The following is a 19497-nucleotide window of genomic DNA, read 5'->3' as shown; positions in this document are numbered from 1 at the left end:
CGGGAGGTGTCATATGGCTGACAAACAGTGGTATTTCAATATGGTCACCGGGCAACCGGAATACGGCATGATATCGCCGGACTCGCAGCGCATGGGTCCGTACAGGACCCGGCAGGACGCGCTCGACGCGTGGAAGATCGTCAAGGAACGCAACGCCACGTGGAACGAGCAAGACCGCCAGTGGAAGCGCTGGGGCAAGTAGCGCAGGCCATGCAGGCAGCTGCCGGTTCCGAGACTATCTGGCCTCCATCATCGCGGTAGGCCGGTTTTTCTTTCTGCTTCTTCCGACGCTGGAGCGTCGGCAGAAGCAGAATCGTATGTATACGCGTGTACTGTGCATCGCTGATTCGCCGATTGCGTTCCACTTGATTGCGCTCCGTGCGATTGTGATATAAGTCACGTCCCAGCACGGCACGACGTCATGGCGATGGCACTAGAATAGGAGACGAACGCAGCGTAACGGTGCGTTGCGGTGACTGACACCAAGGAGTGGATATGACAGCAGTTGACCAGACCGCCCTCTCCCAGGAGGAACTCGAAGCCAAGGCATGGGACGGCTTCAATGGCGGACATTGGCAGCAGGATATCGATGTTCGCGACTTCATCCAGAAGAACTACACCCCGTACGAGGGCGACGAGTCCTTCCTCGCTGATGCCACCGACAAGACCAAGCACATGTGGAAGTACCTCGACGACAACTACCTTGCCGTTGAACGCCGCCAGCGTGTCTATGACGTGGACACCCACACCCCGGCCGACATCGACGCGTTCCCTGCCGGCTACATCGAGAGCCCGGAAGTCGACAACGTGGTGGTCGGTCTGCAGACCGACGAGCCGTGCAAGCGCGCGATGATGCCGAACGGCGGCTGGCGCATGGTCGAGCAGGCCATTCTCGAGGCCGGCAAGGAGCCGGACCCCGAAGTCAAGAAGATCTTCACCAAGTACCGCAAGACCCACAATGACGGCGTGTTCGGCGTGTATACAAAGAACATCAAGATCGCCCGCCACAACAAGATCCTCACCGGTCTGCCGGATGCCTACGGCCGTGGCCGCATCATCGGCGACTACCGCCGTGTGGCCCTGTACGGCGTGAACACACTGATCAGGCTCAAGCAGCGCGACAAGGATTCCGTGCCGTACCGCAACGATTTCACCGAGCCGGAGATCGAGCACTGGATCCGTTTCCGTGAAGAGCATGACGACCAGATCAAGGCGCTGAAGAAGCTCATCAACCTCGGCAACGAGTATGGCCTCGACCTGTCCCGCCCGGCGCAGACCGCGCAGGAGGCCGTCCAATGGACGTACATGGGCTATCTCGCTGCGGTCAAGAGCCAGGACGGCGCCGCCATGAGCTTCGGCCGCAACTCCGCGTTCTTCGACATCTACATCGAGCGTGACCTGAAGTCCGGCAAGCTTGACGAGCAGGGCGCCCAGGAGCTCATCGACCAGATCGTCATGAAGCTGCGTATCGTGCGCTTCCTGCGTACCAAGGCCTACGACCAGATCTTCTCCGGCGACCCGTACTGGGCGACCTGGTCCGATGCCGGCTTCGGCGACGACGGTCGCTGCATGGTCACCAAGACCTCCTTCCGCCTGCTCAACACGCTGACGCTCGAGCATCTGGGACCGGGCCCCGAACCGAACATCACCATCTTCTGGGATCCGAAGCTGCCTGAAGCCTACAAGCGCTTCTGCGCCCGCATCTCCATCGACACCTCGGCCATCCAGTACGAGTCCGACAAGGAGATCCGCTCCCATTGGGGCGACGACGCGGCCATCGCCTGCTGCGTGTCCCCGATGCGCGTCGGCAAGCAGATGCAGTTCTTCGCCGCCCGTGTCAACTCCGCGAAGGCCCTGCTCTACGCGATCAACGGCGGCCGCGACGAGATGACCGGCATGCAGGTCATCGAGAAGGGCGTCATCGACCCGATTAAGCCCGAGGCCGACGGCACGCTCGACTTCGAGAAGGTCAAGACCAACTACGAGAAGGCTCTCGAATGGCTGTCCGAGACCTACGTCGAAGCGCTGAACATCATCCATTACATGCATGACAAGTACGCGTACGAGGCCATCGAGATGGCGTTGCACGACAAGGAGGTGTACCGCACCCTCGGTTGCGGCATGTCCGGTCTGTCCATCGCCGCCGACTCGCTGTCCGCGCTCAAGTACGCCAAGGTGTACCCGGTCTACAACAAGGACGCGAAGGACACCCCGGGCCATGAGAAGGAGTACGTCGAAGGCGCCGATGACGATCTGGTGGTCGGCTACCGCACCGAAGGCGAGTTCCCGGTCTACGGCAACGATGACGATCGCGCCGACGACCTCGCCAAGTGGGTCGTTTCCACGGTCATGGGCCAGGTCAAGCGTCTGCCGGTCTACCGCGGTGCGGTTCCGACCCAGTCCATTCTGACCATCACCTCCAACGTGGAGTACGGCAAGAACACCGGTTCCTTCCCGTCCGGCCACAAGAAGGGCACCCCGTACGCCCCGGGCGCGAACCCGGAGAACGGCATGGACTCCCACGGCATGCTTCCGTCGATGTTCTCGGTCGGCAAGATCGACTACAACGACGCGCTTGACGGCATTTCGCTGACCAACACCATCACGCCTGAAGGCCTGGGCCGCGATGAGGACGAGCGCATCAACAACCTCGTCGGCATCCTCGACGCGGGCAACGGCCATGGCCTGTACCATGCGAACATCAACGTCCTGCGCAAGGAGCAGCTTGAGGACGCTGTCGAGCATCCTGAGAAGTACCCGCACCTGACCGTGCGTGTCTCCGGCTACGCGGTGAACTTCGTCAAGCTCACCCGCGAGCAGCAGCTCGACGTGATTTCGCGCACCTTCCATCAGGGTGCGGTCGTCGACTGACCCTGTCCGCCCCTCGGGCGGCTGAAGCAGGCGTGTGTGGCATGACCGCACGAACCGTATGACTGGGGGCGGGGCCGAAAGGTTCCGCCCCCAGCCGTTGCCCGGTGCCACATGTGGCACGGGTTGCATGAGAAGGAGACAATGATGTCATCGACAGATACGCAATCGCAATCGCGGACAGAGTCCGCGGTCACCGGTTCCCAAGGATTCCATACGACCACGCCGCATATGCTCAAGAAGTCCAAGCAGTATGCAAGCCAGACCCTGATGGGCGGATTGTCCGGTTTCGAGTCGCCGATCGGCCTGGATCGTCGCGACCGTATCGAGGCGCTGCATACCGGCGATATCGGCTTCGTGCATTCCTGGGACATCAACACCTCGGTGGATGGCCCGGGCACACGGATGACCGTGTTCATGAGCGGATGCCCGCTGCGCTGCCAGTACTGCCAGAACCCTGACACCTGGAAGATGCGTGACGGCCGGCCGGTCTATCTGGAGGCGATGATCAAGAAGATCGACCGCTATCAGGACCTGTTCAAGTCCACCGGCGGCGGGATCACCTTCTCGGGCGGCGAATCCATGATGCAGCCCGCGTTCGTCTCCCGCGTGTTCCGCGCAGCCAAGGAGATGGGCGTGCACACCTGCCTTGATACTTCGGGCTTCCTCAACCGCAACTACACCGACGAGATGATCGAGGATATCGACCTGTGCCTGCTCGATGTCAAGTCCGGCGACGAGGAGACCTACCACCGGGTGACCGGGGGCGTGCTCGCGCCGACCATCGAATTCGGACAGCGTCTGGCCGCGGCGGGCAAGAAGATCTGGGTGCGCTTCGTTCTGGTGCCAGGGCTCACCGACGCCGAGGAGAACGTGGAGAACGTGGCACGCATCTGCGAGACTTTCGGCGACGCCGTGGAACATATCGACGTGTTGCCGTTCCATCAGCTTGGGCGACCCAAATGGCATGAATTGCGCATCCCGTACCCGCTCGAGGACGCCAAGGGGCCGGACGCGAAGCTGCGCGCCCGTGTCGCCAAGCAGTTTGAGGCGCATGGGTTCACAGTGTACTGACACGCGGGCCTCAGCCGTGCCCGCAGCCTGATTCATGCAGATACTGTGATGGTCGGTATGATGCGAGTGTCATCGCAACCATTGGGCATCTGCAGGTTCTACCCTGTAGCTATGGCCCAGATATTCTCGTTCCCCGACCATGCTTCCATGCATCGGGACCGGCAGCCGGCGCGGCCGCAAGACGTTCCCGATGCCGTGTGGCATGCCGTGCTGTCCGTTCACGGGATGCCCATGGTGGAAGGGGTGCAATTCCATGAGGTGCCGGTACCCCGGTCCATCGCCGAGTACGGCATTGGTGTAGGTATAGTCCGTGCGGGTGATACGGCGCAGACCGGCACGCGGCCTGCGGATCGGGGCGATGGATTCGGTCGGCATCCGGGACACGGCGATGTCGGTTTCGACGCGCCTGTAGACGTCCACCGGATTGTCGATGAGGCGGCATGGGGCTGGATCACACTGCTGTACTCCAGCGATCCGCCGCGGCATTGGAATTCACGATGGCGTTGCGCGGCATTCTGCCGTATCCCCGCGTCTCCGGGGCACGAGCATGACACAGACGCGCGGTATACCGCACATTGCTGGGAAGCGGTGAATGCCATACTGCGGGAGGCTGGCGCCGACGCCTCGTCGATTGCCGGTACGGTGACCGTCAGCCGCGATACCTTCTTCGGCGTAGCGCCAAACGATCTGTCGGCACGGTACGAATTGCGGGCGTCTTGGACACCGCCGGCAGCGGGCACGGGGGGCCGCGATGGAGTCGATGCGGGGATCCAGGTGACGCAATGGGCCAAGCTGATCGCGCAGGGCATAGACTGACCCCGCCGCGCGATCCCTCCCAGTCAGCGGTGCCGGTACTATGGCATACGGTCAGGCGGTATCGGACCGGGTGCCGCGGCGACACGATATGCACGATATGAAGGAGATCTGGCACGTGACGGATACGGTGAGTGCGGTTGGATCGGCGCCATCGGAGCACGATCCGAGGTTCCACGGGGAACCGAAGCTGATGTCCGAGCCCAGGGGCGGCGTGCCGGATGTCATCGACACGCTGGACGGGTTCCGCCGGTACTGTGATTTGCTTGCGCAAGGCCAAGGCCCCGTCGCAGCCGATGCGGAGCGTGCCAGCGGATACCGGTACGGCCATGAGGATTGGCTGGTCCAGTTCAAACGCCAGGGTGCGGGCATTGGCTTGCTTGATCCGGTCGCGTTGGGGGAGCAGGGCGTCGACTGGCATGAGTTCAATGACGCGGTCGGGGACGCCGTATGGATCATCCACGATGCGTTGCAGGACCTGCCGGGGTTCTTCGAGATCGGCATGCGCCCGCAGCGCCTGTTCGACACCGAGATCGCGGCACGGTTGCTGGGGCTGCATCGGTTCGGGCTGAGCGCGGTCACCGAGTACTACCTCGGTGTCACCCTCGCCAAGGAGCATTCCGCGGCGGACTGGTCATACCGTCCGTTACCGAGGGATTGGCGGGACTATGCGGCCTTGGATGTCGAGCTGCTCATCGAGCTTGACGAGCACATGACCCGCGATCTGGCCAGACAAGGCAAGATGGAGTGGGCCGAGGAGGAGTTCGACTACGCCTTGCGCGAAGGCGCCCAGCCACGCAAGATCCATCCGGTGCCGTGGATGCGTATCTCGCATATCACCGCCCTGAGCCATGACCGTCAGGGGCAGGCCGTCGCCAAGGCCCTATGGGAGCAGCGGGACCGTCTTGCACGGCAGTACGACATCGAGCCGAGCCTGCTGCTTGCTGACTGTGCCATCATCGAGGCCGCCCGCAAGAAGCCGCACAACAACCGCGAATTCCGCGCGATCCGTTCGCTCAACGAGCGGGTGCGCATCCATACCGGCAGCGAACAGGACAAGATGTTCGAACGGTATGCGCCGATCCAGCGTTCCGTCAAGCCCTCGCTGTGGAAGACGACCATCCAGCAGGCGCTCGCGCTCCCGCCAAGCCGGTGGCCCACCATGCCCCAGCAGCAGCCGGACGCGCAGACCAATGCCCCCCGGTCGATGAAATACTGGAAGACCCATCATCCGGACCGTTTCGAGACCTTGCAGAAGGTGCGCGCCGTCATCTCCCAGATCGCCCAGGATACGCGTACGCCGGCGGAGATCATCGTCAAGCCCCAGATTCTGCGCAACCTGTGCTGGACCGATCACCCCGAACGCAGGAACGTGGCGGAGTTCCTCAGGCAGGAGGGGGCGCGCGACTGGCAGGTGAACCTGGTTGCAGCGTCCGTAAGTCGCGCTATCATATAACGGTTGCCTTATACGGCAGAAGAATGCATACTCGTCAACAGGAGCGCAAGCGTGAAAATCAGCGTTAGGAACCTCGAGCCCACCAAGGTGAAGCTCACCATCACCGTCGATCCCGAGGAGTTCGATCCATATCTCGATCAGGCCCGCCAGGAGATCGGCAAGCAGATCAACGTGCCCGGCTTCCGCAAGGGCCATGTTCCCGGCAAGGTCATCGACACCCGCGTCGGCTTCGGTGCCGTCGCCGGCGAGGCCGTGAACCAGGGCGTTCCGGAGCTGTACTCCAAGGCGCTCGAGGAGAAGAAGATCCGTCCGATGGCCCAGCCTGAGTTCGACGTGCAGGAAGTGCCCGCCTCCGCCAAGGACGAGACCAAGCTCAAGTTCACCGCGACCGTGGAACGCCGCCCCGAAATCGAGCTTCCCGAGCTCGATGGCATGACCATCGACGTGCCGGCCGCCGCGGTCACCGACGAGGACATCGACAAGCGTCTTGATTCCCTGCGCCAGCGCTTCGCCACGCTGGTCGGCGTGGACCGTCCGGCCACCAAAGGCGATTACGCGAATATCGATCTTGACGCCCAGATCGACGGCGAGTCCGTCGACTCCCAGGAAGGCGTGAGCTACGAGCTCGGCTCCGGCACCATGCTCGATGGCCTCGACGAGGCGCTCGACGGCCTGTCCGCCGGCGAGGAGACCACCTTCGAGGGCACGCTGGAAGCAGGCGAGCACGAGGGCGAGAAGGCCCAAATCAAGGTGAAGGTCAACTCCGTCAAGGCGGAGGAGCTCCCGGAGCTCGACGACGACTTCGCCCAGGAAGCATCCGAATACGATACGCTCGAGGAGCTCAAGGCCGACGTGCGCAAGGCCGCCGAGCAGGACGCCAAGGGCCGCCAGGCCACCGAGGCCCGTGATGCGTTCCTCGCCAAGCTGCAGGAAGGCCTCGATATCCCGGTGCCGAAGGGTGTGAAGGCCGAGATGCTCGACCAGCAGCTCAAGAACAACGGCGTGGACGCCGAGAAGGCCACCAAGGAGCAGAAAGCCGATGCCGAGCAGGAGGTCGAGAAGGAACTGCGCGACCAGATCGTGCTCGACACGCTCGCCGAGAAGCTTGACGTGAAGGTCTCCCAGATGGACGTCACCAACTTCCTGGCTTCCATCGCCCAGCAGTACGGCATGGACCCGACCGCGTTCATCAACGCCATCGTGCGCAACGGCCAGCTCGGTTCCGCGGTGCAGGAAGTCGGCCGCTCCAAGGGTATGCTCGCCGGCATGCGCGCCGTGTCCTTCACGTCCGAAGGCCAGCCGCTCGATCTGAGCGAGTTCCTCGGCGACACCCCGGAGAACGAGGAAGAGGAGAGCGTGGAAGCCGCTTCCGCTGCCGCCGCCGTGGCGGATGAGCTCGCCAACGACAAGGATGCCGAGTGACATCGCATGAGCGATGAACGTGCCGTGACGGGGGAGTGAGCCCTCGGCGCGGTACGATGCATCAGGGATGCATACGGCATGATGCGGCGGTCTGGACCATCCAGGCCGCCGCTTTGTCGTCTGTACTGCGCCATCCGCGCCCCGCCGTGCGCTGACCGCGCAATCCGCGGTCGGCGTCGATTCGACGCGGTAGGCTGAGGACAAACGATTTACCGAAGGAGACAAGGTTGAGCAATTCCAGTGCAATCCTGCCCGTCATGGCCGGCGAGGACATGCCGGCGGGGCCGACCGACCCGATTTTCAACCGGCTGCTCAAGGACCGCATCATCTGGCTGGGTTCCGAAGTCAAGGATGACAATGCGAACGTCATCTGCGCCCAGATGCTCATGCTCGCGGCTGAAGACCCGAAGAAGGACATCTGGCTGTACATCAACTCGCCCGGCGGCTCCATCACCGCAGGCATGGCCATCTACGACACCATGCAGCTCATCGAGCCTGATGTCGCCACCGTGGCGGTCGGCATGGCGGCTTCCATGGGCCAGTTCCTGCTGAGCTCGGGCACGCCGGGCAAGCGTTTCATCACCTCGCACGCCCGGGTGCTCATGCACCAGCCGTCCGGCGGCATCGGCGGCACGACCACCGACGTGCGCATCAACGCCGAACTCATCATGGATATGAAGAAGACGCTGTCCGAACTGACCGCGAAACAGACCGGCCACACGGTGGAGGAGATCTACCGGGACAACGAGTATGACCATTGGTTCACCGCCCAGGAGGCGCTGGATTACGGTTTCGTGGACAAGATCGTGACCACGCCCGGCACGATGAGCTCCGACACGTCGAAGGGGGAGTGACCTATGGCAAGCGAAGAGGCACGATTCGTACAGCGCGCGCAACGGCTCGCAGGACCGCGCGGCATCGGCGGGTACCAGCCGCAGGACCGATATGTCCTGCCGCAGTTCAGCGAACGTACGCCGTACGGTATGAAGACGCAGGACCCGTACACCAAGCTGTTCGAGGACCGCATCATCTTCATGGGCGTGCAGGTCGATGACACGTCCGCGGATGACATCATGGCCCAGCTGCTGGTACTGGAAAGCCAGGACCCGAACCGGGACGTGATGATGTACATCAACTCGCCCGGCGGCTCCATGACCGCGATGACCGCGATTTACGACACCATGCAGTACATCAAGCCCGACGTGCAGACCGTGTGCCTGGGGCAGGCGGCTTCCGCTGCGGCGATCCTGCTGGCGGCCGGTACCAAGGGCAAGCGCATGATCCTGCCCAACGCGCGCGTGCTCATCCACCAGCCGTCCATCGACCAGGGCTTCGGCAAGGCCACGGAAATCGAGATCCAGGCCAAGGAGATGCTGCGCATGCGCGAATGGCTGGAGACCACGCTCGCCAAGCACACCGGGCAGGACGTTGAGAAGATCCGCAAGGACATCGAGGTCGACACCTTCCTGACAGCCGAGGAGGCCAAGGATTACGGCATGGTCGACGCCGTGCTCTCCCCACGCAAGTAGGATGATGCTCCGGCATCATGCAGGCATACCCCCGACGGTGACGTTGGGGGTATGCTCGTATCAGGGCGTTCCATACCATGCACAACCGCGCTAAGGAGCTTTCATGAGCCGAGTGATCAGCTATCAGGACGATATCCAGCAATGCTCGTTCTGCGGGAAGACCGAGCGGCAGGTACGCAAGCTGGTCGCCGGCCCCGGCGTGGCCATCTGCGATGAGTGCATCGCCCTGTGCGTCGACATGATCGGCGAGGAGCAGCGCCGCGAAGCCGCCGACAACGCGGTGGACATACCCACTCCGGCGCAGATTGCGCAATACCTTGACAAGTATGTCATCGGGCAGGCGGAGGCGAAACGTACGCTGTCGGTCGCGGTGTACAACCACTACAAGCGTGTGAACATGGAGCTCGAGGATGAAGCGGCGGACACGGCCGAGACGCAGATGAAGCGCCTTCAGGGGGCCGGAAAGGTCAGCCGTATGCCTGACCCGCTCGCCGACGTGCGTGTGGCGAAATCGAATATCCTCATGCTCGGGCCGACAGGTGTCGGCAAGACCTATCTGGCGCAGACGCTGGCCAATGTCATGCATGTGCCGTTCGTCATCGCCGACGCGACCACATTGACCGAGGCCGGGTATGTCGGCGACGATGTGGAGACCGTGCTGCAACGCCTGATCCAGGCGGCGGACGGGGATATCGAGCGGGCGCGCCACGGCATCATCTACATCGACGAGATCGACAAGATCGCCCGCAAAAGCGGCGAAAACACGTCAATCACCAGGGATGTCAGCGGTGAAGGCGTCCAGCAGGCGCTGCTCAAGATCCTGGAGGGCACACTCGCCACGGTGCCGATGGAAGGCACCAGGAAGCACCGTGAACAGGACAGCGTGCAGATCGACACCCGCGATATCCTGTTCATCTGCGGTGGGGCATTCGTAGGGCTTGCCGACATCGTAGCCAGAAGGACGGGCGCAAGAGAGAGCGGATTCGGCGCGTCCTGGCATGACCATGAACCGACCGGGGACGAGCTGCTCGCCCAAGTGAACGCGGATGACCTTGAGGAATTCGGTCTGCTACCGGAATTCATCGGCAGGCTCCCCGTCATCACGACCCTGCATGCCTTGGGGCAGACCGATCTTGAGCGTATCCTCACCGATCCGGCGGATGCGCTGATCAAGCAGTACCAGAAACTGTTCATGGTTGACGGGGTGAGGCTCGAATTCACGCAGGATGCGATCGAGGCAATCGCGGCGACCGCCATCCGCCAGGGGACCGGTGCCAGAGGATTGCGGTCCATCATCGAGCGTGCACTCGAGGATACGATGTATGAGCTGCCGCAGTGGCATGATGTCGCGCGTGTGGTGGTGGACGCCGATGCCATCGACGGTGGTGGGAGGCCGGTACCGTTGGCTCCCGGCCAGCGGCTTGCGGATGTGCGTGATGCCCTGCCTGGAGTGAATGGCGGGGACGGCGGGGATGACGATGCGCAGACCGCCGACATCGCCGTTATTCGTTCCGATGACGATGATGCGTATCGTGACGGGCCGCGCCGGGCATGATGCGGTCGCCTAGAATCCCGCTCCTGCAAGGCGACACGCCGTGAGTTGGTGATTTGGTCATCGCATTGTATAGTAATGGAGTTGCCGGAAACGAGCTGAGCAATCAGCAAGAAGAAAGCACATGCGCCAGTAGCCCAATGGATTAGAGCAGCTGACTACGGATCAGCAGGTTGCAGGTTCGAATCCTGTCTGGCGCACATTTCAAACCCCCGAAGAAATTCGGGGGTTTCGTGTTCTCCGGCCGGTCTGTCCTCGTAGAGGGACCTCGCGCCCTTGGGGTTGTAGACCAACTGGTGGTGAGGCGTGGGGCCGGGAGTACTGTTCCGGTCTCCGTGCGCGTCGTGTATGCCGTGACATGCACCGCTGAGCGGATATCGACGGGAAGCAGCGGTACAGGGCCGTGTCCTGCGGGTTGTGCATACCCGGGCATACGCAACCCGGTATATCGTCCTCCGGATAGGGCGGGACGTCTCCCGTCCGGCGCGTGACGTATGCCCGGGCATACGCAACCCGGCATTACCGTCCCCGGGTGAGGCGGAACACCTGGTATCCGACATGTGACGTATGCCGTGGCATGCACGGCAGGGGGAGGCGCTGGAAAACAGGCGTGTAGGAAAACGTGGTGCTTTAGACTTCGTTCTTTGGGGGGCGTATAGACCAACGCACGTTCTGGCGCCGCCGCTCCTGGAACTCGCAAACCGTGTATCACACCTTCTGCCGACGCTGGGGAACGCCTCAGCGCAATACCTTGTGCCGATGCTGAGTGTGTCGTGAGCGTCGGTAGCCCGGCATCACCGGTCCGGGACACGATTCGCGGGCCCGACACACTGATGCGCCGGGCCTGCCCGATCGGTGCCGCTCGCCGCGTGAAGGTACGCGAAGGTACGTGAAGGTACGCGAGCCGGGGCCACGGTGTGCAGTCATGTCCGCTCCGGGCGGAACAACCGCACAGCGGTTTTTTACAATGGGATTGTAAGGTTTTCCCGAATACCAGGCATGGCCGGTGACAGGAGCGATATGACACAACGACGCGGAGTTTGGACGACCATCAGGCGTATTGCCGCCTCTGACCGTATATCCGGGCTTATCATGCTCGGTTTCGCGTTACTGGGCCTGTTGCTGGCGAACCTGCCGTGGACGATGCATGGCTTCGAGGCCGTGGCCGAATACACCATCGGCATCCCCGGCACCAATCTGGTCCTGCCAGTCAGCCATTGGGCGCAGGACGGCCTGCTCACCATCTTCTTCCTGATGGTCGGATTGGACCTCAAACAGGAACTCACCACCGGCTCCCTCGCAAACCCCAAGGCCGCCGCCGTCCCGATGCTGTGTGCCGTGGGAGGCATGCTGGTTCCCCCGGTCCTGTTTATTGCGGTGGTCGGCCTGTACTCGCAGTTCGCGCCGCCTGCGGCCGGCAGCATGACCATCGCTACCGGCGCAGTGGTGCCTCTGGGCACGGTATCGCACGGTTGGGCGATCCCGACGGCTACGGATATCGCCTTTTCCCTGACGGTGCTCGCCTTGTTCGCCAAGGCGCTTCCCGGATCCATCAGGGCGTTCCTCATGACGCTCGCCACCGTTGATGACCTGCTGGCCATCATCCTGATCGCCGTGTTCTTCTCCTCGCTCAACGGCTGGTACTGGTTCGTCGGTATCGCGGCATGCGCCGTCGCCTGGTACCTGCTGGTCCGTCGCCGGCGTGTGCCATGGCTGGCGGTGGGGGCGGTCGGTATCCTCGCATGGATCATGATGTTCGAGGCGGGCATCCACCCCACGCTTGCAGGAGTGTTGGTGGGGCTGCTGACCCCGGCGCGAGAGATGTACGGTGAGGCGTCGCCGCGCGCCGAACGGTACCACGACAAGCTGCAGCCGTTCTCGGCGTTGCTCGCGCTGCCCATATTCGCGTTGTTCGCGACGGGAGTACATATCGGTTCGCTGTCGCTGCTGCTGTTCATCTCGCCGATTGTTGTCGGTATCATGGTGGCGCTTGTCGTCGGCAAGCCGCTCGGCATCATGCTCACGGCGTGGCTGTCGACACGATTCGGGGGATTGAGCATGCCGAAGGGGCTGCAGGTACGGGACCTGTTCCCGGCGGCTTGCGCATGCGGTATCGGCTTCACGGTGTCCTTCCTGATTGCGACGCTCGCCTACACTGATGCCGAGCTGTCCGCAGAGGCCCGGTTCGGCGTGCTCATGGCTTCGCTGCTCGCCGCGGCGATCTCCGGAATCCTGCTCAGCCGCCAGTCTCGGCGATATGAGCGGCTCGCACCGTCCATGGCGCAGCCATCCGCGGCAGGACAGACCCGGGCGCCGGAGAAAATCACCATATTGCCTGATGGCACGCAAGCCGTCAGCAGCGTGGTATTCCCTGACAACCGGGGCAGCGCAGGCCATGCCGGCCATGCGCATACCGACACCCATTGAAGGAGCATTCCGATGACAGACAACGCGCAGTCCCCGGCACCAACGCAGCCCACACCCCGCCGTATGGACGACGACCAGATGACCTATATGGCCGGACCGGTCATGCTCCGAGGCCGTATGATCCCCGAGGAAAGCGCCACGGCGAACCTGCTGCGTGAAAACCAGCCCACCGACTGGCTGCATATGGACCCGTGGCGCGTGTTGCGCATCCAAGCGGAATTCGTGGACGGGTTTGGGGCGCTCGCCGAGCTTGGCCCGGCTATCAGCGTATTCGGTTCTGCGCGTATCCAGCGTGACGAACCCGCCTATCATGCCGCACGAACCATGGGCGAGCATATCGCCAAAGCCGGTTACGCGGTCATCACCGGGGGCGGGCCGGGCATCATGGAGGCGGCGAATCGGGGCGCCAGCGAGATGAACGGCAAATCGGTCGGCCTGGGTATCGAGCTGCCGCATGAGCAGGGGCTCAACGAATGGGTGAATCTGGGAATGAGCTTCCGGTACTTCTTCGTACGGAAGACCATGTTCATGAAATACTCGTCCGGTGTCATCGTCTGCCCGGGCGGATTCGGCACGTTGGACGAGATGTTCGAGCTGCTCACCCTCGTCCAGACGCATAAAGTCAAGTCGATGCCGATCGTACTGTTCGATACGGCATACTGGCAGGGCCTGTTCGACTGGGTGACGACGACCGTCGAAGGGCGCCACATGATTTCGCCGCTCGACCCGCACCTGGTGCGATTCACCGATGACGCGGAACAGGCGGTGCGCATGGCGCTCGGCAACCGGTAAGACTCGCGCCGGGCGGCAAGTCAGCGCTTGACCGCCAGCAGCGTGCCGGTACCGATCGGCGTGAGTACGCTGCTGAAACGCTCATCGGCCTCGATATCGTCAAGCAGCTGCCGGACAACATCCGCTTTCGCGCTGTGGTCGTCCGGGTCAAGTACGCCGGCATCCGTCTGTCCGGCGATTGCGAGCATATCGGTGAACACCGCCATGCCGCCGCTTCTGAGCAGCCGGGGTGCCTGAAGATAGGCCGCAGGATAATTGTCGGCGTCCCCGGCGACGACGATGAGATCGTAATCCTCGGCGTTGAGACGAGGGAGGAACACGCGCGCCGGCGCATTCACCGCCCGCAAGGTCGCCAGAGAGCCGTCAGGAACGTCATGCAGCAGCGTACGGGTCAGTGCGATGCCTTGCGCCGATGAATCCACTGTGGTCAGCTGTCCGCGCTCGCCGAGACTGTCAAGCAGCTGGATGGTCTCGACAACAGAGCCGGTGCCGATGACAATCGCCGAAGCGGCGTCGATCATATGCGCGATGACACCCAGGAATTCCGCCTGGGCCGCGGACCCTTGCGGCATACCTGCCTCCGTGGCCCGCGCTCGCGCCTCCCGTAGACCCGGGGACTGTCGTTCAAGCGCATGATCTTCTACATACGACCATGCGGAGGCGAAGGATGATGATGTGGTGTATTCCATGGCGTTCGTTCCCATTACCTACTGTGTTCCGGCGTACAGGGCGTGTCCAGTGTATCGTACGCCGGAAGCATCACTGACGTTCCTTGACTTTGGCGATCAGCTGCCAGATTTCCTCGCCGACATCAATACCACGCGGGCAGTGGCGCGAGCAGGCGCGTACCGACTGGCAGGCCGCGATGCCATCCGCGGTGTCGATGGCGTCCATGCGCGCCTCGGCAGCGGTATCGCGTGAATCGTTGATGAAGCGTGAGGCGGCGATGAGGGCCGCCGGCCCGATGAACGCCTCGCCGCCGGCGAACACCGGGCAGCTTCCCTCGCATACGCCGCAGGCGATGCAATTGCTCAGCGTCTCGTACGCGGCGAGCTGCTCGGGCCGTTGGAGGTATTCGAACACGTCGATCTTGCCGTCCTTCGTGGTGGCGAGCCGGCCGTCTGCCTGAAGATACGGCTTGAGACGCTTGATCTGCTCGAGCATCGGGTCGATGTCGGCGATCAGGTCACGCTGGACCGGAAACCCGGGCAACGCCGACAGCTCGATGACAAGGAGGGCGTTGGTGTCACCATCCGGTGCGCTGTCGCCGGATTCGTCGATTGTGGCTCCCGTGGTTTTGCGGAACCCATCGGCGTCCGTCGTGCCTTGCGCGGCTTGGCTGACGGCCCAGTCCTTGACTTTCGCCGTGCACAGCAGTGTCGGGGTGCCATTGATGGCCACGGCGTCCGAACCGCACATGCCATGCCCGCAGGAGTAGCGGAACGCGAGGCTCGGGTCCTGCGTGCGTTTGATGTCGAGCAGACAATCCAGCACTGTGGTGTCCGGCAGAACCGAAAGCGCGTACTCCTGGATCCACTGTTTGCCGCGCGGACGCCTGCGCGCCGTCCCCGAGCCGAAGGGTGATCCCTGTTTCGCGAACGGGCTGCCGGAGCGGGCATGGTCGCGTTCGGGGCGCGGGGTGAAACGATGCACCCGCAGTGTCACCCGGACACGGGTCCCGTCATTTCCATTCATTGCCAGCCTCCTGTTGTCAAAACCGAATATAGTGTGCCACGAGCGGTGCCCGATTAGTATTCGCGCGTCTGCGGGGGCATATCGACGATATGCACCGGCTGCCAGGTGACCGTGCCGGCGCTGCCGACCATGGAGTGGGCGAGGTAATGCTCGTCATCACGGTCCGGGAAATCGGTGCGTTTGAGCGATCCGCGGGATTCATGCCGTGCGTCCGTGGCATGCAGCATCGCCTTGGCGAGCTCCAGCAGATGCCTGACTTCCCAGATTGCGGTGATTTCCTGGTTGAACGTGGGCGAATCGGTATGCGCATGGAGTGCTCGCGCCCGTCCGGTGAAATCGTTGCCGACTAGGCGCAACGCCTCGGCGATGCTCTCATGGCTGCAACGTACGGCGAGGGCGCGTTCCATCGCCGTACCGAGATCCGCCAGCAGCCGGTAAGCGTTGTCGTCTTGCACTTGCGGCGCAGCTTCGCTGTCGGCATCTTGAACGGCCGCTTTGCCCGGCTTGAGCAGGGCGTCCAGCTCGCTGCGGCGCTTGCGCGCGGTGTCCTCGACAATGTCAAGCGGCTGGTCCGTCGAGTCCTCTTCCATGGTGTACGCCGCAGTATCGGCCCGGCCGGTCACAGCGGGGGAGCTGGCGATGCGCGTTGCCAGGGCGGCACCCGCACGTTGCCCGAACAGGCATGCGTCCAGCAGGGAGTTGCCGCCGAGACGGTTCGCGCCGTGGACGCTCACGCAGGAGCATTCGCCGGCCGCATACAGGCCGGCGACCGTGTGGCGTTCGCCGTCCGTCCACGTGTAGACCTCGCCGTCTGTGGTGATGGGCACGCCGCCCATCGTATAGTGTGCGGTCGGTTTGACCGGCACGAAGTCCTTGGTCGGGTCGATACCGGCATAATCCTCGATGGTTTCCACGACCTGGGGAAGCACCGCGTGCATATGGTCAGGGTCGATGCCGGTCATATCCAGCCAGACGCAATCGTGCGGGCCTTGCGGATCCTTCGGGTCGGCGACGCCCCGGCCGGCGTCGATTTCGGCCATGATCGAGCGGCTGACCACATCGCGGGCCGCGAGATCGGCGTGCCCGGGTGCGTAGCGTTGCATGAACGCCTCGCCATCGCTGTTGCGCAGGACGCCTCCTTCGGCACGCGCCGCCTCGGAAATGAGGATTCCCGTGTGGGCAAGCCCGGTGGGATGGAACTGCACGAATTCGCTGTCCTCAAGCTGCAGCCCGGCCTCAAGGGTGAGCGCCATGCCGTCGCCGGTCAGATCCCACGAGTTCGACGTGGTGTGGAACAGCCGCCCGGCGCCTCCCGTAGCGAGCAGCACGTTGCGGGCGTGCAGGGCGTGCATCTTGCCGGTGTGCGTGTCATAGGCGACGACACCCTCCACACGCTCACGGCGGTCGTCAAGCACGAGGTCGGTGACGTACCATTCCTCGGCGAACTCGACGCCCTGCGCGATGCACTGCTGCCACAGGGTATGCAGAATCTGGTGGCCGATACGGTCCGCCGCATAGGCGGCGCGGGGGACCGGCTGCTGGCCGAACCGCGCGGTATGGCCTCCGAACTTGCGTTGCGCGATATGGCCGTCGGCGGTGCGGGAGAAGGCGACCCCGGAGCGTTCAAGATTGATGACGGTGACTGGGGCCTCCTGGGCGAGCAGCTGCGCCGCATCCTGGTCGACCAGCCAGTCGCCGCCCTTGACCGTGTCGTAATAATGCCAGTGCCAGTCGTCCTCGGACACGTTGCCCAGGCTGGCCGCGATACCGCCTTCCGCGGAACCGGTGTGCGAGCGCAGCGGCTGCAGTTTGGAGACCACCAGGATCTTCGGCGCCTGCCCGGCCTGCGCCATCGCCGAGATATGCTCCGAACGCAGCAATCCGAGCGCGGCGGACAAGCCAGCCGCACCGGCACCGACAATCAGGGCATCGTACATCTGTTCCACATGTTTCGGACTCATACCCTCGATTCTCGCACAAGGCAGGACGAAGCGCCCCGCAGCCTTGGGGACGGGGGCGAGTCGGCGACTCGCAGGACGGATAATAACGGTATGGGCCAATCGTTCAATGACCAGGTGTATGAGATCGTCAAACGGATTCCCGCGGGGTGCGTCGCCACGTACGGGCAGATTGCCGCGCTCGTCGGCAAGCCGCGCAATGCGCGCATGGTCGGGTATGCGCTGCACTCGAACCCCGAGCCGGGGGTGATTCCCTGCCATCGTGTCGTGTTCCGGGACGGCTCTCTCGCCCCGGGTTTCGCGTTCGGCGGGCCGGACCGGCAGCGGGCGCTGCTCGAGAGCGAAGGCGTGGCGTTCACTGATCCCCAGGCGCAAGGCAATGCCGGTGCGGACGGCCCGCGGGTCGATCTGAGCCGCTGCCAGTGGCAAGCATGAATCCACCGTCTGAACGGATGACCACGCCGTCAAGCTCCATCATGCCCAACGTGGCGAGCAGTTCCTGTACGGTCGGTGCCGCCGCGCCATCGCGAAGCAATGCGCGGTGAAGATCTTCCAGGCCGGCCGGACGGCGTGCCGCCATGCCGCCCAATACGGAGAACACGCGTTCCTGCAACCCGTCCGATGCGTGAGGCGCCGGTACGCCGGCCGATTGCGGGGAGCTGCTGGGCTTGGCCGGCCCGGTATCCGCGTGGGCTGGGGTATGCGGGCTATGGCAGATGCCGTCCACGGTCTCGCAACTGGCAAGGAGCTGGGCCTTCCCGTCGGCGATGAGCCGGTTGCACCCGCTGTTGCCGGGAGTCGTGATGTCGCCTGGGGCTGCGTAGATTTCCCGATTGATTTCCCCGGCCCACGTCGCCGTGTTCAATGCGCCGGAGCGCCGGCGGGCCTGGGCGATGACCACGGTGGACGCCAGTGCCGCGATGATGCGGTTGCGTAGCAGGAACCGGTGGGCTTGCGGGATGGTGCCGGGGAATGACTCGCTGAGCAATACGCCGTCGTTGCCGATGATGGCGTCGAACAGCAGCTGGTTGCTGCGCGGCCCGATATGCGTCAGCCCTCCCGCGAAGACGGCGATGGTCGGTCCTGCCGCCATCCCCACCCGTTCGCGGGCCCGGATCGCACCCCAATGCGCGGCGGCATCGGCGCCCATCGCACCGCCGGACACCACGGCATGCCCGTCGGCTGCTGCGCGGCGTGCCAGGCTATGCGCGACTGTACGGCCGTATTCGTTGACCCCGCGCGAACCGACAATCGCCAGCGGCTTGTCGCAGGCACGCAATGCGGCAAGACGCCCCATACCCCACAGGCACAAGGGGGCCGCCCAGTTCCTGCGAATCGGCAGGTCATCGATCTGAACCGGCCACCACGGGCTGTCCGGACCGATGATCCAGAAGCGGCCATGCCGCGTGGCTTCATCCACAAGCGCCTGTGCGAGCGCGGATGGCATCGGGACACCATCGTCGTTATCCTGCCGCCACGGTGTCTGCTCGTACGATATTCCAGCGATACCGAGCTGTTCAAACAGCTTGCCGAGCCGGGACTGCCATCCCGCCAGTGATGTACGGAATGTCGACATCGCACGCCCGTCCACGCGGCAGCCCCACCGGGCGGTCCCCGCCGCGAACCAGGATTCCAACTGCCGGTTCGCCGCGCCGTGCAACCCGTGCCGGGCATGTACCGACCATGGGGCGCTGCAATGGAGGGCCGACAATACGCTCCAGGCGTCCGGCGCGCCTTTGAGCGTCGCGAACATCAAGGCGTCCGCGCTATCCACGACGAAAGTCAGTGCCGCCCGCGCAAGGGTGTCGTCACCGGGTTGCCGATATTGGTCTGTTGCATTCATGGTGGTCCTTTCATTGCTCATGCATCTGTGGAAGGCAGGTGGGGCGGAACGCCGGGGAACGCCGCCGG

General features: G+C 63.6%; 16 protein-coding genes and 1 tRNA gene. 13 read left to right on the top strand and 4 right to left on the bottom strand.

Annotation, left to right across the window (positions count from 1 at the left end):
* Nucleotides 1-13 precede the first annotated feature (13 nt).
* The 12 genes from WD012_RS06390 (at nucleotide 14) to WD012_RS06335 (ending at nucleotide 13933) form a co-directional block, all read left to right on the top strand.
* Nucleotides 14-202 (top strand): hypothetical protein, encoded by a 189-nt coding sequence (locus WD012_RS06390; RefSeq protein WP_015450292.1) that lies wholly within the window; start codon nucleotides 14-16, stop codon nucleotides 200-202.
* A 293-nt stretch (nucleotides 203-495) separates the two neighbouring features.
* Nucleotides 496-2871, top strand: coding sequence for a formate C-acetyltransferase (gene pflB, locus WD012_RS06385; RefSeq protein ID WP_339562932.1), 2376 nt, complete (start codon nucleotides 496-498; stop codon nucleotides 2869-2871).
* 228 nt (nucleotides 2872-3099) lie between these two features.
* A complete protein-coding gene (pflA, locus tag WD012_RS06380; protein ID WP_339562967.1) occupies nucleotides 3100-3942 on the top strand; it encodes a pyruvate formate-lyase-activating protein in 843 nt (280 codons plus the stop codon).
* A gap of 111 nt (nucleotides 3943-4053) precedes the next feature.
* Nucleotides 4054-4758 (top strand): DUF3000 family protein, encoded by a 705-nt coding sequence (locus WD012_RS06375; protein WP_339562931.1) that lies wholly within the window; start codon nucleotides 4054-4056, stop codon nucleotides 4756-4758.
* Nucleotides 4759-4948: 190 nt separating this feature from the next.
* On the top strand, nucleotides 4949-6211 hold the full coding sequence (locus tag WD012_RS06370) for an HRDC domain-containing protein (RefSeq protein ID WP_339562930.1): 1263 nt from the start codon (nucleotides 4949-4951) through the stop codon (nucleotides 6209-6211).
* Nucleotides 6212-6262: 51 nt separating this feature from the next.
* Nucleotides 6263-7633 (top strand): trigger factor, encoded by a 1371-nt coding sequence (gene tig / locus WD012_RS06365; RefSeq protein WP_339562929.1) that lies wholly within the window; start codon nucleotides 6263-6265, stop codon nucleotides 7631-7633.
* A gap of 227 nt (nucleotides 7634-7860) precedes the next feature.
* The gene (locus WD012_RS06360; protein ID WP_339562928.1) at nucleotides 7861-8487 is read left to right on the top strand and encodes an ATP-dependent Clp protease proteolytic subunit; all 627 of its coding nucleotides are present in this window, start codon (nucleotides 7861-7863) and stop codon (nucleotides 8485-8487) included.
* A 3-nt stretch (nucleotides 8488-8490) separates the two neighbouring features.
* Nucleotides 8491-9162, top strand: a complete 672-nt coding sequence (locus tag WD012_RS06355; RefSeq protein ID WP_339562927.1) for an ATP-dependent Clp protease proteolytic subunit — start codon at nucleotides 8491-8493, stop codon at nucleotides 9160-9162.
* A 103-nt stretch (nucleotides 9163-9265) separates the two neighbouring features.
* Nucleotides 9266-10717, top strand: coding sequence for an ATP-dependent Clp protease ATP-binding subunit ClpX (gene clpX, locus WD012_RS06350; RefSeq protein ID WP_339562926.1), 1452 nt, complete (start codon nucleotides 9266-9268; stop codon nucleotides 10715-10717).
* A 123-nt stretch (nucleotides 10718-10840) separates the two neighbouring features.
* Nucleotides 10841-10914: transfer RNA gene (locus tag WD012_RS06345), tRNA-Arg, on the top strand.
* 820 nt (nucleotides 10915-11734) lie between these two features.
* Nucleotides 11735-13141 (top strand): Na+/H+ antiporter NhaA, encoded by a 1407-nt coding sequence (locus tag WD012_RS06340; protein WP_339562925.1) that lies wholly within the window; start codon nucleotides 11735-11737, stop codon nucleotides 13139-13141.
* A gap of 63 nt (nucleotides 13142-13204) precedes the next feature.
* Complete coding sequence (locus WD012_RS06335; RefSeq protein ID WP_339562966.1) at nucleotides 13205-13933, top strand: LOG family protein; 729 nt, start codon at nucleotides 13205-13207, stop codon at nucleotides 13931-13933.
* A gap of 20 nt (nucleotides 13934-13953) precedes the next feature.
* Here WD012_RS06335 and WD012_RS06330 read toward each other — a convergent pair whose 3' ends face one another.
* The 3 genes from WD012_RS06330 to WD012_RS06320 all read right to left on the bottom strand — a co-directional run bounded on the left by WD012_RS06330 (nucleotide 13954) and on the right by WD012_RS06320 (nucleotide 17589).
* Entirely contained in the window at nucleotides 13954-14622 is a 669-nt protein-coding gene (locus tag WD012_RS06330; RefSeq protein ID WP_339562924.1) for an O-methyltransferase, read from the bottom strand.
* 70 nt (nucleotides 14623-14692) lie between these two features.
* Nucleotides 14693-15628, bottom strand: coding sequence for a succinate dehydrogenase/fumarate reductase iron-sulfur subunit (locus WD012_RS06325; protein WP_339562923.1), 936 nt, complete (start codon nucleotides 15626-15628; stop codon nucleotides 14693-14695).
* A gap of 53 nt (nucleotides 15629-15681) precedes the next feature.
* Nucleotides 15682-17589, bottom strand: a complete 1908-nt coding sequence (locus tag WD012_RS06320) for an FAD-binding protein (protein WP_339562922.1) — start codon at nucleotides 17587-17589, stop codon at nucleotides 15682-15684.
* Between the two features lie 90 nt (nucleotides 17590-17679).
* On the opposite strand from WD012_RS06320, the gene WD012_RS06315 reads away from it, so the two are divergent.
* Complete coding sequence (locus tag WD012_RS06315) at nucleotides 17680-18021, top strand: MGMT family protein (protein ID WP_339562921.1); 342 nt, start codon at nucleotides 17680-17682, stop codon at nucleotides 18019-18021.
* Here WD012_RS06315 and WD012_RS06310 read toward each other — a convergent pair.
* Nucleotides 17942-19429 carry a DNA-processing protein DprA gene (locus WD012_RS06310; RefSeq protein WP_339562920.1) on the bottom strand — a complete coding sequence of 496 codons (1488 nt, stop codon included), beginning with the start codon at nucleotides 19427-19429 and terminating at the stop codon, nucleotides 17942-17944. The genes WD012_RS06315 and WD012_RS06310 overlap by 80 nt on opposite strands.
* Nucleotides 19430-19497 lie beyond the last annotated feature (68 nt).

This window comes from Bifidobacterium thermophilum (assembly GCF_037482445.1).
In the GTDB taxonomy this organism is placed as follows: Bacteria; Actinomycetota; Actinomycetes; order Actinomycetales; family Bifidobacteriaceae; genus Bifidobacterium; species Bifidobacterium thermophilum_B.
The sequence above is the reverse complement of the archived record's forward strand: the minus strand, read 5'-3'. Positions and strand labels throughout refer to the sequence as shown.